Genomic DNA, 12,477 nt, shown 5'->3' on the forward strand with positions numbered 1-12,477 from the left:
CTTGGATATTTTCAGTTTTGGCCAAATTTTTTGCCGTGCAAAGTTAAATTTAACGGTGTGTATTGCAACAACAGATTTTAAGGAATTTTGATTTTATCTTTCCCTTTTGTTTTGCTCTTCATTTGTTCGTATAATTTTTTAAATAGGAGGGCAGCGTGAGTCGAAATGATTTTCGCGTAGTTTTGACCGGGGGACCTGGTGGTGGAAAAACGACGGCTGCCGAGTTGTTTCGTAGAGAAATAAACCGCCAGATTGTGATAGTGCCGGAATCTGCCACTCTGTTATATTCTGGAGGATTCCCTCGATCTGTGCACAGCGATGTGCGAAAGATAGCCCAGAAAGCAATATATAACGTGCAATTATGCCTTGAGGAAGCTCAGGCTGCTGAATACCGAAGTCAATTCTTACTTTGTGATCGGGGTACCGTTGATGGCGGTGCATTTTGGCCGGGAAACTCTTCAGAATTCTTTGAAAGTTTGGGCACTACTTTAAAACAGGAATTGGCTCGCTATGACGCTGTCATTTTTTTTGAGACGGCAGCTGTCAGTGGCCTCCCGTTTCTTAGTGGAAATCCACTACGGATAGAAACTGAAAAGGAAGCGGTCGAGTTGGATATCAAACTTCGCGAACTTTGGTCTCAGCATGAGAACTTTATCTTTATTCCCCACGATGTCTCGTTTGTTCGAAAAGTACAGGCGGGTCTCATCGCAATGCAAACTGTAATCGAAAAAGAACTAGAAAGATCCTTTAAAGATTTACAGAGGTTGGATTTGAGCTTTCGAAACGACCGGTCACCTTTTTAATCTTGATTCTGTAAATGATCGCCGATTCTAACTGAGCAGCCATATCTAATCCCAAAGATGAGAGTCGGGGAGCCCCGCTCTCTTCGCTTACTTTTTTTAACAGCAGGCGCATGGCCTCATTAGCTTCGTATCCGTGTAACTCTTCGAAATCGCCCCAAGCAATCACGCTTTTCCAATGAGAATAGTCTTCTATTTTTTCCACCTGGACACAGACGTGGGGATTTTTCCGCATAATATCGATTTTTCTTCCGGATTCCGAATGGCTATATATAAATCCGTCGGTACAAATATAAGAAATTGGCACTAAATAAATATCGTCTCGGTTGTGGCATGCAAGGTGCGCGAAGCGATTCTCTTCCATAAGCTTCAAAGCTTCGGTTTCATTCATTGCGCCAATTTGTCCGTGATGGGGTTTCATATTAACCTCGCATGCTCCAAGAATATGTCGCTTCAAATGCCCTGTCAGGATTTTGCTGGTAGGGGTGTCTTATTGCAGACAAAAGTGTTCGGTATCCATCTTTGACATGTATAGAAAGCAAATTTCGCATGTGTAAGTTGCGGTAACAAATTTCGTAGTTGAGCCTTAAAACAGTATGGGAGATTCAAATGAAAAATCAGAGATTATATAAAACTGTGGAAACCAAAAAGGCATCTAAGCTTGGAAAAGAAAGTCAGCGCAAGCCCAAAAAAGCGACCACAAAGTTAGGTGCGCATCATGTGTTCGAAGAGGACGCCGATGAAAAGTAGGTTCATTAATAGCGGACCATTTCTTGTGGTGCTTATTTAAGGGGTTAGATCTTTCAAAATAGGAACATTCCCACGGCGGAGCAAAGCATTACTAGTGCGGTAAGAGAAGCCAACAGGGCCGTTGGCTTTCCCAGGGGGCGGTTTTTCATAATGTTTGAATCGCGGGAAACCAGTAGACACAATACAATCAATACCGGTGATAGAAGTCCGTTTACGACGGCTGAATAGAACAAAGCCTTGATTGGATTAAATTGAAAGAGGTTCAAAATTATCGCGATACACATTCCCAGGCACAGGGTGGAATAAAACGCTTGTGCCTCATTCCATTTTTTATTCAGTCCGCTTTGCCACCGGAACAGATCCGCAACAGCAAGAGACGACGATCCAACTAAAGTGGGAATCGCGAGCATTCCCACTCCGAGTATTCCGATGGTGTAAACGACCAGGGAGGCGTGTCCCAGCAATGGTTCGAGTGCCCGGGCTGCTTGAGCCGAGTTTTCAATGTTGAATATCCCGCTTGCATGCAGGCTTCCGGCTGCGGTCCAAATGATGAAATACATAATAAGATTCGAGATAAACGTCCCCAAGAGTATGTCCCACTTTCGTAATCTCTTCACATTAGCGTAGTCGAAATTTTTGTTTGTTCTAAGCTCCTCCAGTTCTTGGGAGCTTTGCCAAAAAAATAAGTAAGGACTTATGGTCGTGCCTAACAGTGCGACGATCATTGACCACTCTGCGGAACTTTCAGGTGGTCTAAAGTAAAAGGAACCCTTAATTAATTGCTCCCAATTTGTCTCTACTTTCATCGCTGTGAAAACGTAGGCCAGTAAAAAGAATGTTAGCCAGGTCAACGTTCTGGCTATCGTTCTGTAAGTAAAAAGAATTATTGAAGCGGTAACTATAATACCCGTAAGTACTAAGTAGAGAAGACTGGGGTGTCCTGTAAGGATGGCAAGGGCATCTGCCATAGCGGATAAGTCAGCAGCGACATTCAGAATATTTGCCGTGAATAGAGCGAATATTACGGGTGCGGCTAAACTTCTAGAATATTTTTGGATGATGGCTTCGGTAAGACTTTTTTCCGAAGCTAGCGCGATATCTGCACACATCATTTGAACACATGCCATCAAAGGCCAGGTTAGCCACGACGTCCAAAGAAACTTATAGCCATACAGCGCGCCAGCGATAGTATAGGTCGCAACTCCTGAGGGGTCGTCGTCAGCAGCCCCGGTCACCATGCCAGGTCCAAAATTTTTTATTGTCCTGAGGAATTTGGATTTTTTTTCGTTATGCATTGTTAGTTTTATTCTTCTCAAACAATTTGCTGGCAACATGTTTGATCACACTTCCATCTAATCCTTAAAGACCCTGAACATAATAGAGTGAGATTTTATAGATGTGGAGTGCAAATGAAGTATAAAATTTTAACAATCACCCCAAACCCTGCATTGGATATTAGCGGAACAGTTGAACTTGTTAAGCCGGATGAGAAGACCTACGTACATGATGAAACACGTGCGGCTGGTGGAAACGGAATAAATGCAGCTCGTATTTTAAATCGTTTAGATGTCCCTGTTATCGCTTCGGGTTTTTTAGGTGGAAGTATTGGTAGGGAAGTGAGTCATTTGCTTGATGCCGAGGGCTTAAAACATCGGTTCGTGAAGGTAAAGGAGTCGACTCGAGTCAATATGACGATAACTAGTTTAAGAAGCCATCGTCAGACTCGTCTTAGTTTTGCGGGACCTCGTATTCAGGAAAGAGAAATTGATGATTTGGCAAAGCTACTGAAGATGATTAAAGGTTGTAAAATGCTTGTGATCGGAGGATCGTTGCCTCCTCGCTTTGGAATTAGTAATCTGTTGCGAATTATTAAATCCGCTCAGGATCTGAGTATACCCGTGGTTGTGGATTGCCCGGGAGAGATCCTGAAGCATCTGATGTCCACGAAGATTCTTTTGATCAAGCCAAACTTAGAAGAGTTTCACTTGCTAACCGGCAGTCGCGTCCAGTCGATATCGGAAGTTAAAAAGAGAGCCGTAAAATTGCTAAAAAATGTTTCTTTTGTCTGTGTATCATCGGTACAGGGTGGGGCATTATTGGTTACCCAGAATGGGTGCTACTATGGTCAAAGTCCTAAGATAAAAGTTAAGTCAACAGTGGGGGCGGGAGATTCCATGGTGGCAGCGATGTGTGCACAGATCGCAATGGGAAATAACTCAGACTCTGACATTTTAAGGTGGGGATTGGCTGCTGCGGCGGCCACGTTAAGTGAAAAGAGTGGATGTCTTGGTCGCGCATCTGCAATCGCGATGCTTCATAAAAAGACTGTTGTTAAAGACGTTTAATTGATCCCCATAACGTGATGTCGATGTGGGATGGCCCAGATTCCCGTCTTTGTCATTGCACATGCGGTGTAACCGCTATGTATGCGGAACCATTGAACTCCCTTTGCCGAATTAACGCTTGGAATTTCCCTTTTTAATGTATAGAATAATCTATACAAGATAACAGCTTGTATAGGCTAGGAAAACTCTATGAAAAATATCCTTTCACTGTTTGTCCTTTTAAGTATTTGTGGGTTCAGCTGGGGACCCTCTAAGGATTCTTCGGATCCTGAAGTCGTCTCATCTGTAGACTTCAGTAAGTATGTCGGATTCTGGTACGAGGTGGCTCATGCACCTAATTTTTTTCAACGCGGATGTGTGCGCTCGACGGCAGAATATGCGGTGCTCACTCCACAGTCTGTTTCGGTGAAAAACACTTGTTATAAAGAGAATGGCTCGACGACCGATATTCATGGCCAGGCATACGTGGTCGATCCTGCAGTTCCGGCGAAACTGAAAGTAAAGTTTAATATCTTTGCTAAAGGAGACTATTGGATAGTGGATTTAGATCCTAACTATCAATGGGCGGTAGTCAGTGGACCTAAAAAGAAGTCGCTGTTTATTCTTTCACGACAGGCCCCCATGGAACCGCTGGTGTTAAAGCAGCTCATCACAAGTTTAAAAAATCGCGGTTTTGATACTGATAACCTTATTTACGATAAGTATTAATTTATGAAACTAATTTTTGTAATTGGAGCTTTGTTATTACTGGGAGGGTGCGGGACGATGTCTCAGGACAAACTTGCAACTGTATCTTATGTGGATGTCTCAAGATTTATGGGCGACTGGTATGTTATCGCCAATATTCCAACCTTTGTTGAAAAGGGAGCGAACAATGCCATCGAATCATACTCTTGGAATTCGAAAGAAGAGCGTATTGATGTGGACTTTCGATACAATGCGGACAGTCCGACAGGGCCCGTAAAAAGGTATCCACAAAAAGCTTGGATCTATGATAAAAAGACCAATGCCGAATGGCGGGTGCAACCTTGGTGGCCGCTTAAGTTCGCTTACTTGGTGATCGATCTCGCAGACGATTACTCTTATACCGTGATCGGTGTTCCCAGTCGTAATTATGTTTGGATCATGTCGCGAAAGCCGACCATGCCCTCAGATGTGTATGACACTCTAGTCGCAAAACTTAAAGCTTCTGGTTATGATATCTCGAAGATTCAGAAGGTTCCGCAGGTTTGGTAATCTCTTATGAAATATCTTTTAGATAAGTGTGATATTCAGTCATCGAGTGAAATATAACAAACGGACGTTTCAGATTTATGTCTGTTTGCATGGTGTTACGTCCTGCTAAAAGAAAAACGACATTGCCTGGCAGGTTTCGATCTAAAAAGTTGATATAGCTAAAAAGACTTTCTTTGGCGCCTTCTTCCTCGGAGACAGTGCTGGAAATTAGTAAGTGAGTCGCATTGTACCGAAGGCAGGTTTCGCTGAGATCTTTTCTTGGTGTGCTAGCCCCTAAGAAAAGTGTTTGAATTTTTTCAAGTCTGCTAAGGCTTGAAGCAAAAGCAATTCCCATATCATGAAGGTCACCGTCGGGAGTTGTCATGACCAGACGAGCTTTAGATTTGGCATTTTTTTTGGCACTTTGAATAAGAATGAGTTGTTCCTTGATAAACGCCGACAGAATATGTTCTTGGCCCACTGATAACTGTCCTGCGGCAACAAGGTAACCCATTTGTCCGGCAAGAGGCGTTAAAATATCAGTGACGAAAGCAACGGGTTTCATTGTGCTGCGCATTTTGTGAAGATTTTCAGATAGCTCATTCCATTTGAAAAGATGGGCTAGATCCATGGCCTGATTCACAAAGTTTAAATTTTCGGGAACTGGGGGTAGGTTTGAACTTACTGCCTCCTGCTGCGGCAAAATCTTTTCCAGATCAGTAAGGCCTAGTTTGGCTATATTACCGATCTTATACCCTTTGTCTAAAAGAGTCTGGAGGAGGCGGGCCTTCTGAATATCCTGGCGAGAATAGATCCTTCGTCCTGTGGGGCTTCTTTTTGGCTTAAATGCTTTATAGCGGGTTTCCCAGCCCCTCAGGGTGAACTCGGAGATCCCGGTCAGCTCTATTACCTGTCTTATGGAAAATGCCTCAATCTTAGCCATTAGATTGACTTTAACTCAGGCCTCTTTAAATTGTATAGAAAAAACTATACAATAAATTAAAAGTAAGACATACCGCAGGTTCGAGGTGTCAAATGAAGACAGCAGTTATTGGAGCAGGCATCAGTGGTTTGGGCACAGCGTGGATTTTGAGTCAAACAGATGAAGTTCATCTGTTTGAGTCTGAAGGCCGTTTAGGAGGTCATGCACACACCGTACAAGTTCATGACGGCGCTTCTGATATCGCAGTGGACACAGGCTTCCTGGTATACAATGAATTAACCTATCCGCACCTGAAAAGTTTTTTTAAGACTCTTGCCGTAGAGACGGTCGCCTCCGACATGTCGTTAGCTATTAAAGCACCTCACAAGAATTTGGAGTGGGCTGGCACCAACTTGGATACGGTTTTTTCTCAACGTTTAAATGTCCTTCGTCCCGGTTTTTTAAGAATGCTTTACGATATCACTCGATTTCAACGGGAGGCTGAAGAAAATCGCGAGGCAGCACAAAGAAATGAGTGGAGTCTGGGGCAACTGATTCAGGCACGCGGGTACAGCGATGAGTTCAAGCGTGATTATCTTTTGCCGATCGGGGCAGCCATTTGGTCAACCCCCGAGCGCGGCATGGAAGCCTTTCCCGCAGAGACCTTTTTGACCTTTTTTATCAATCATCGTCTGCTGCAAATTAGCAATCGCCCGGTGTGGAGAACAGTAAAGGGTGGTTCGATAGAGTATGTTAAAAAAGTTGCAGCACAGATCCCGTTCATTCATCTCAATACCCCTGTCGACGCTGTTGAGCGCAATAACGGCAAAGTCCTGGTGCAGGCAAAAGGCGAGACATTAGAATTTGACCGAGTTGTTTTTGCCACTCATGCTCCAGTAACGGCTCGCATGTTGAAAAACCCTTCAGACCTTGAACAACAGGTGCTGAGTTCGTTCCGTACCTCTAGTAATAAAACAATTCTTCATACAGATGCGACGCTGATGCCCACCAGAAGAAAGTGTTGGTCTTCTTGGAATGTTCTTGGTTCCCCGGACAAGAGCAATCACGAAAACGTATCATTAACTTATTACATCAATAAGCTGCAGCCGTTAAAAACGCAGAAAGATTTTTTCGTGACACTAAATCCTCGGCAGCCTATTCAACGGGCAGCCCAAGAGTTTCAATACGATCATCCGCAATTTGATCGTTCGGCCATTAACGCACAAAAGATGCTGCCAAAGATACAAGGAACCGGCGGTGTCTATTTTGCCGGCGCCTGGACTCGATATGGGTTTCATGAGGACGGATTACTGAGCGCTGTGCGGGTCGGAGAGATTCTGGGGATACGCCCACCTTGGGAGGTCTCATGACATCCCTTCAGATCTTAAAAGGAAATATTTATCACAGCAGAAATCATCAGGTTCGCCATAGCTTTCGCTATCCGACCTTTGCTTTGTTATTTTCTCTGCGATCAGAGAGCGATCAGCTCAATGTTTTAAAAAGAATATCCAAGGGTAGCTTTTCTTTGAAATCTGAAGACTATCTGCATGGGCATAAAAGTTCTTTCTATGAGGCGATCACTGGCTTTTTGAGCCAAGAATGCAACTATCAGGCGGAAGAGGTTATTTTACAGACTTTTCCTCGAATGTTTGGGTACGCTTTTAATCCAGTCAGCTTTTGGTATTGCAAACGCAAGGGTGTGTTAGAGGCTGTTTTGTGCGAAGTAAATAACACCTTCGGGGAGCGGCACTTTTATTGGATTTGTCCTCCTGGAGGAATTCAGGCATCTGAATTCTATCGCTCAGATAAAGTTTTTCACGTCAGTCCGTTTTTCCCAGTGGATGGTTTTTATAAATTCAGGTTTCAGCTCGATGATATCCATTCTCGCGTGGATATTTTTTATCATGATACTAACGAAAAGTTACGATTCTCGTCGTGGATTGAGGGTGCGATTACAAGCTTTGAAAAAGAATCCTTTTGGAAGCTGCTGCTTACATATGGATGGATGACGCCACTCGTGGTGATCCGGATACATTGGCAGGCATTCAAGTTGTGGAGTAAGCGAGTTAGTTTTTATAAAAAGCCAGTGCCCCCTCAAAAGGAGATCACATGAATAATATGACATTTAAATCAAAACTTTTGATGAAGCTTTTGCAGAATTCTAAAGGGGCGACTTTGCGAGTGACTTTTCCCGACGGAACGCAAGACTCTTTTGGGGCGGGGGAGCCGATCATCTCAGTGCGCGCGCATAATTGGCGGGTCTTTGACGAGCTGATCGACAAGGGTGATCTTGGTATGGCAGAGGCGATCATTCGCGGAGATCTTGAAGTCGACGATATTGCAGCACTTGTACAGTGGGCTTGTGACAATGAAGATGCAGTAAACCGGCTGCTACACGGAACTTGGTATGGAACTTTGTTTGCGCGCCTGCGACACTTGATGAATCCCAATACAAAAAATGGGGCTAAGAAAAATATCATGGCCCATTATGATTTAGGCAATCAGTTTTATAGTCTGTGGCTTGATCCCAGCATGACTTATTCGGCAGGCCTTTTCGACAGTTCTTCCGTGGATCTGCAGCAGGCTCAGATGAAAAAATACGATCGAATCATCGATGCACTGGATATTCGCGCCGGCGATCACGTTCTTGAAATCGGCTGTGGCTGGGGCGGATTCTTTTCCCGCGCAGTTGAACGAACCGGCTGTCGCGTGACGGCGGTTATGAATTCTCCCTCTCAAGCTCAGTACAATCGAGAATTGATTGCTCGATCGGGATTTGGAAATCAGGTCGAACTGCGCCAACAGGACTATCGTGAGATTGAGGGGCGATACGACAAAATTGTCTCTATCGAAATGATCGAAGCCGTGGGTGAAAAGTACTGGCCAGAATTCTTCAACAAAGTCAGCAGTTCGCTTAAGGATAAAGGTTCCGCTTTGATCCAATCCATCACGATACAGGATCAGTACTTTGAACAGTACCGTCGCAAAACGGACTTTATCCAACGCTATGTATTCCCTGGTGGCATGCTTTTGTCGAATCAGGTTTTTGACAGATATGCCAGTCAGTTTGATTTGAAAAACGAGAGGCCTTTTGAGTTTGGCGTTTCTTATGCAGACACACTTCTTAAATGGAAGGAAAATTTCCATGCGGTGGAAGCTGACGTTCGCCAGATGGGTTTCGATGATAAGTTTATGCGTCTTTGGGATCTGTATTTAAGTTACTGTGAAGGTGCTTTTAGAGCAGAGCGTATCAACGTCGGTCATTATCTTTTGCAGAAATAAGGAGAGCATCATGGCTTTAGAAGTATTGATTGATTGGATGGAAAAAGGTTGGATTCCAGAAAAACTGGTCCGCGTGGGAATTCGTCAATTGTGTCGTGATCGCCTAAAAAGCTTAGACGTTGCGGATAGGGAATTGGAACAGGAAAGAAATTCCGCTTATGTCACTGGCCTTAAGAAATCCGCTATTGCATTTGCGACAGAAAAGGCCAACCAGCAGCACTATGAATTGCCGGCAAGTTTCTATCATCTAGTGCTTGGCAAAAATAAAAAGTACAGTTCTGGTTATTGGCCGCAAGATTGTTCCAGCCTTGATGAAGCTGAAGAAGCTGCTTTGCGCGTTACAATTGAACGCGCACAAGTTGCAGATGGAATGCGAATTCTTGACCTGGGTTGTGGTTGGGGATCGGTCTCTTTAAAGCTTGCAGAGAAGTTTCCGAATTCTCAAATTGTGGGATTATCCAATTCTAAATCTCAACGGGAGTATATCTTAGAACAAGCTTCAAAACGAGGTCTTTCAAACGTCAATATAGTGACAGGGGATATCGGTGACTTCGACGCACCTGAGGATTGGAACAATGGCTTTGACCGAGTCATTAGTGTTGAGATGTTGGAGCACGTTCGAAATTACGAGGCTTTGTTTGAGCGTCTGAGCACATGGCTAAAACCCCAAGGTAAATTATTCGTCCATATATTTACTCACAGCAGATACTCTTATCCCTTTGAAACTGAAGGGGCCGATAATTGGATGGGCAAATATTTTTTCACGGGTGGACAGATGCCAAGTCACCAATTGCTAACATACTTCCAGAAAGACCTTTTGTTGGAACAGCAATGGAGTTGGAACGGTGTCCATTATCAGAAGACGTCGGAGGCATGGCTTCAGAACATGGATCGACATCGCGACGAAATCTTAAATATTTTCGCAAAAGTCTATGGGAACTCCGAGAGTGAAGTATGGTTTGAGCGTTGGCGTGTTTTCTTTATGTCTTGTGCTGAACTTTTTGGATTCGATAAGGGCCGCGAGTGGGGTGTCTCTCACTACCTCTTTAAGAATCGACCGCGCTAGGAGATGTTATGGAAAGCTTTTGGATGCAGCTTTGTGGCGGACTTGTGTTAATGGCGTTCGTAATGTCAGTGACGTGGTGGTTTGCCAGACGTTGGAACAATTTTAGTATCGTTGATAGCGTTTGGGCTTTTTCGTTCGCCCTTATTACTGGGTTTTATGTTTTGTTCGCACAAGGGTGGGAGCCTAGAAAAATTCTGATCCTTGCCGTGGTATCTATCTGGAGTTTGCGGCTGTCGTATTTTTTAACTCGTCGAATCTACTCCCATCACCCTGCAGAAGATTCAAGATATCTCACCTTGCGCAAAGAGTACGGCGCTAATTTGGGCTGGCGCTTTTACCTGTTCTTTCAGTATCAGGGGGTTAGTGTCGTTTTATTAAGTTTGCTATTTTTAGAGCCGCTTAACAATTCCACTCCACGTCTCACAGTACTTGAATGGTGTGGTATTGCGCTAAGTCTTCTTTCACTCGTTGGTGAAAGCATAGCCGATGCTCAGGCTCAAAAGTTTAAGTCTAATCCAGAAAATCAACGCAAAGTGTGTGATGTGGGCTTGTGGAAGTATTCTCGGCACCCAAACTATTTCTTTGAGAGTATGATCTGGTGGGGATTTTATATAGCGGCCTTGGGAACTCCGGGAGCTGCCTATACGATTTTTGCCCCGCTGTTTATTCTCTTTATTTTGGTGAAGGTCACTGGAATTCCTCCATCGGAAGCCCAGGCTTTACAAAAACGAGGTGACGCCTATCGTGCTTATCAAGCCAGGACATCGGCGTTTATACCTTGGTTTCCCAGAAAGGGAGATTAGTCATGTGGCTTCGCAAAGCATTTGATCGCAGTCGGCAGTTTCTGATCCAGCAGCTTAAGCAGGGAGCTTCAGCAGAAGGATTGGCTCTTACTTGCGCTGTCGGTTTTGCTTTAGCCTTGTTTCCCGCGTTGGGCACGACGACGGCGCTTTGCCTTTTGGTAGGCTTGGTGTTGAAGCTGAACCAACCAACTTTGCAGGCGGTGAACTATCTTTTAGCGCCGGTTCAGCTCCTGCTTATTCCGGTATTTCTTAATATGGGGGCATGGATCTTTTCGGTCCCTGCCGTTTCATTTAATCCAAAGACAATCATTGCGGAATTTTTCGCAGCCCCCGGTATTTTCTTCGTGAACTATGGAATGGCGGGTTTAAGGGGAATGGTTGCCTGGTTGCTCGTTATGCCTGTGATTGCCGCTGTTGCTTATCTTGTTTTAAAAGTTGTTTTTCAGAATCTTCAAAAAGTACGGAGATAGTTATGAAAACGCTCGTCGTTTTACTTTTTATTTTCCCTGCGCTGGTTTGGGCCAAAAGCCAAACGCGAATTTCAAAGATTTATGAAGTCGGAAAAATGAACCAAGAGTCCCTGTTCGTGCAGACGACGGAAATTCAGCTTCAAGATTCAGAAAGCTTTGTCTCTAAGGCCAAGATTGAAGATACCAAGGGTCAGGTCGTCATGACTGAAACTGTCGTTGTCAGGAATGGCGCTTTGGTTTCTCAGTCAGTTGAACAACTGCAGTCCAAAGAAGCTTGGGATCTTAAAGTGCAAGGTAATAAAGCGTCGTTTGATACTTACAAAATTGCTGATGGCGGTGGCAAACTAAAAGTGGGGTCCGGAAAGACTCAGGAAGTGGATACGTTTATCAATGGTCCTTTAATAGAGCATTTTATTTCCCGTAATTGGGAAAAATTGATGGCTGCAGAAATTGTGCATACTGCATTCAGCGTTTTGGAACTTGAAAGGACCATCGACTTTCAGTTTGAAAAGATTAAAGAAAGCGAGCGTGAAAATAAAAAAGTTCTGGTCTTAAAGATGAAGCCACGGAATTTTTTTATTTCAGTGTTAGTGGACCCAATGATATTGGAGTTTGATATTTCCACCAAACAGCTCGTTTATTTTAAAGGGCGAACTCCTTTAAAAGTAGTAAAGTCAGGCGTTTTGAAACCTTTCGACGCAGAGATTTCCTATGAAACGCGCGACAACCAAACTGATTCAAATCACATATGACGAAGGTTCTATGGCCATAGGAAATGTTTCAGAACGGAACACGCCACCAAGGAAATGTCCTTTTGTTTAACT

At 44.0% G+C, this 12,477-nt stretch carries 15 protein-coding genes; 12 read left to right on the forward strand and 3 right to left on the reverse strand.

Annotated elements, in window-relative coordinates; all coding sequences use genetic code 11:
• The first annotated feature begins 155 nt into the window (after window positions 1-155).
• Window positions 156-803, forward strand: a complete 648-nt coding sequence (locus DOM22_RS05080; RefSeq protein WP_142699336.1) for an AAA family ATPase — start codon at window positions 156-158, stop codon at window positions 801-803.
• Here DOM22_RS05080 and DOM22_RS05085 read toward each other — a convergent pair.
• Window positions 748-1,221, reverse strand: coding sequence for a pyridoxamine 5'-phosphate oxidase family protein (locus DOM22_RS05085; protein ID WP_142699337.1), 474 nt, complete (start codon window positions 1,219-1,221; stop codon window positions 748-750). The genes DOM22_RS05080 and DOM22_RS05085 overlap by 56 nt on opposite strands.
• A gap of 188 nt (window positions 1,222-1,409) precedes the next feature.
• On the opposite strand from DOM22_RS05085, the gene DOM22_RS19860 reads away from it, so the two are divergent.
• Entirely contained in the window at window positions 1,410-1,550 is a 141-nt protein-coding gene (locus DOM22_RS19860) for a hypothetical protein (RefSeq protein WP_168196560.1), read from the forward strand.
• Window positions 1,551-1,603: 53 nt separating this feature from the next.
• On the opposite strand, the gene DOM22_RS05090 is transcribed toward DOM22_RS19860, so the two are convergent.
• Window positions 1,604-2,845 (reverse strand): NRAMP family divalent metal transporter, encoded by a 1,242-nt coding sequence (locus DOM22_RS05090; RefSeq protein ID WP_168196561.1) that lies wholly within the window; start codon window positions 2,843-2,845, stop codon window positions 1,604-1,606.
• A gap of 114 nt (window positions 2,846-2,959) precedes the next feature.
• Between DOM22_RS05090 and DOM22_RS05095 the strand changes: the two genes are divergently transcribed.
• From DOM22_RS05095 to DOM22_RS05105, 3 genes are all read left to right on the forward strand, one after another.
• Window positions 2,960-3,895 carry a 1-phosphofructokinase family hexose kinase gene (locus DOM22_RS05095; RefSeq protein WP_142699339.1) on the forward strand — a complete coding sequence of 312 codons (936 nt, stop codon included), beginning with the start codon at window positions 2,960-2,962 and terminating at the stop codon, window positions 3,893-3,895.
• Between the two features lie 189 nt (window positions 3,896-4,084).
• Window positions 4,085-4,603: a lipocalin family protein gene (locus DOM22_RS05100; protein WP_142699340.1), complete on the forward strand. Its 519-nt coding sequence runs from the start codon at window positions 4,085-4,087 to the stop codon at window positions 4,601-4,603.
• 3 nt (window positions 4,604-4,606) lie between these two features.
• Window positions 4,607-5,131 (forward strand): lipocalin family protein, encoded by a 525-nt coding sequence (locus DOM22_RS05105; RefSeq protein ID WP_142699341.1) that lies wholly within the window; start codon window positions 4,607-4,609, stop codon window positions 5,129-5,131.
• Window positions 5,132-5,135: 4 nt separating this feature from the next.
• On the opposite strand, the gene DOM22_RS05110 is transcribed toward DOM22_RS05105, so the two are convergent.
• Complete coding sequence (locus DOM22_RS05110) at window positions 5,136-6,053, reverse strand: MerR family transcriptional regulator (protein ID WP_142699342.1); 918 nt, start codon at window positions 6,051-6,053, stop codon at window positions 5,136-5,138.
• Between the two features lie 92 nt (window positions 6,054-6,145).
• On the opposite strand from DOM22_RS05110, the gene DOM22_RS05115 reads away from it, so the two are divergent.
• The 7 genes from DOM22_RS05115 to DOM22_RS05145 are packed head-to-tail and all read left to right on the forward strand — an operon-like array spanning window position 6,146 to window position 12,405.
• Entirely contained in the window at window positions 6,146-7,402 is a 1,257-nt protein-coding gene (locus DOM22_RS05115) for an NAD(P)/FAD-dependent oxidoreductase (protein WP_142699343.1), read from the forward strand.
• The gene (locus DOM22_RS05120) at window positions 7,399-8,145 is read left to right on the forward strand and encodes a DUF1365 domain-containing protein (RefSeq protein WP_142699344.1); all 747 of its coding nucleotides are present in this window, start codon (window positions 7,399-7,401) and stop codon (window positions 8,143-8,145) included. The genes DOM22_RS05115 and DOM22_RS05120 overlap by 4 nt, the downstream gene beginning before the upstream one ends.
• Window positions 8,142-9,314 carry a cyclopropane-fatty-acyl-phospholipid synthase family protein gene (locus DOM22_RS05125; protein WP_142699345.1) on the forward strand — a complete coding sequence of 391 codons (1,173 nt, stop codon included), beginning with the start codon at window positions 8,142-8,144 and terminating at the stop codon, window positions 9,312-9,314. The genes DOM22_RS05120 and DOM22_RS05125 overlap by 4 nt, the downstream gene beginning before the upstream one ends.
• Window positions 9,315-9,324: 10 nt before the next feature.
• Window positions 9,325-10,380 (forward strand): cyclopropane-fatty-acyl-phospholipid synthase family protein, encoded by a 1,056-nt coding sequence (locus DOM22_RS05130; protein ID WP_210415685.1) that lies wholly within the window; start codon window positions 9,325-9,327, stop codon window positions 10,378-10,380.
• Window positions 10,381-10,388: 8 nt separating this feature from the next.
• Entirely contained in the window at window positions 10,389-11,183 is a 795-nt protein-coding gene (locus tag DOM22_RS05135; protein ID WP_142699346.1) for a DUF1295 domain-containing protein, read from the forward strand.
• A gap of 2 nt (window positions 11,184-11,185) precedes the next feature.
• Window positions 11,186-11,653, forward strand: a complete 468-nt coding sequence (locus tag DOM22_RS05140; RefSeq protein ID WP_142699347.1) for a DUF2062 domain-containing protein — start codon at window positions 11,186-11,188, stop codon at window positions 11,651-11,653.
• A gap of 2 nt (window positions 11,654-11,655) precedes the next feature.
• Window positions 11,656-12,405: a hypothetical protein gene (locus DOM22_RS05145; RefSeq protein ID WP_142699348.1), complete on the forward strand. Its 750-nt coding sequence runs from the start codon at window positions 11,656-11,658 to the stop codon at window positions 12,403-12,405.
• The last annotated feature ends 72 nt before the right edge of the window (window positions 12,406-12,477 follow it).

The sequence above is a fragment of the Bdellovibrio sp. ZAP7 genome (assembly GCF_006874645.1).
Lineage (GTDB): Bacteria > Bdellovibrionota > Bdellovibrionia > Bdellovibrionales > Bdellovibrionaceae > Bdellovibrio.

Bases quoted from the DNA above. Each gene is read 5' to 3' on its own strand.
- DOM22_RS05085 (WP_142699337.1), bottom strand. From the start codon at position 1,221: ATGAAACCCCATCACGGACAAATTGGCGCAATGAATGAAACCGAAGCT.
- DOM22_RS19860 (WP_168196560.1), top strand. From the start codon at position 1,410: ATGAAAAATCAGAGATTATATAAAACTGTGGAAACCAAAAAGGCATCT.
- DOM22_RS05090 (WP_168196561.1), bottom strand. From the start codon at position 2,845: ATGCATAACGAAAAAAAATCCAAATTCCTCAGGACAATAAAAAATTTT.
- DOM22_RS05095 (WP_142699339.1), top strand. From the start codon at position 2,960: ATGAAGTATAAAATTTTAACAATCACCCCAAACCCTGCATTGGATATT.
- DOM22_RS05100 (WP_142699340.1), top strand. From the start codon at position 4,085: ATGAAAAATATCCTTTCACTGTTTGTCCTTTTAAGTATTTGTGGGTTC.
- DOM22_RS05105 (WP_142699341.1), top strand. From the start codon at position 4,607: ATGAAACTAATTTTTGTAATTGGAGCTTTGTTATTACTGGGAGGGTGC.
- DOM22_RS05110 (WP_142699342.1), bottom strand. From the start codon at position 6,053: ATGGCTAAGATTGAGGCATTTTCCATAAGACAGGTAATAGAGCTGACC.
- DOM22_RS05115 (WP_142699343.1), top strand. From the start codon at position 6,146: ATGAAGACAGCAGTTATTGGAGCAGGCATCAGTGGTTTGGGCACAGCG.
- DOM22_RS05120 (WP_142699344.1), top strand. From the start codon at position 7,399: ATGACATCCCTTCAGATCTTAAAAGGAAATATTTATCACAGCAGAAAT.
- DOM22_RS05125 (WP_142699345.1), top strand. From the start codon at position 8,142: ATGAATAATATGACATTTAAATCAAAACTTTTGATGAAGCTTTTGCAG.
- DOM22_RS05130 (WP_210415685.1), top strand. From the start codon at position 9,325: ATGGCTTTAGAAGTATTGATTGATTGGATGGAAAAAGGTTGGATTCCA.
- DOM22_RS05135 (WP_142699346.1), top strand. From the start codon at position 10,389: ATGGAAAGCTTTTGGATGCAGCTTTGTGGCGGACTTGTGTTAATGGCG.
- DOM22_RS05140 (WP_142699347.1), top strand. From the start codon at position 11,186: ATGTGGCTTCGCAAAGCATTTGATCGCAGTCGGCAGTTTCTGATCCAG.
- DOM22_RS05145 (WP_142699348.1), top strand. From the start codon at position 11,656: ATGAAAACGCTCGTCGTTTTACTTTTTATTTTCCCTGCGCTGGTTTGG.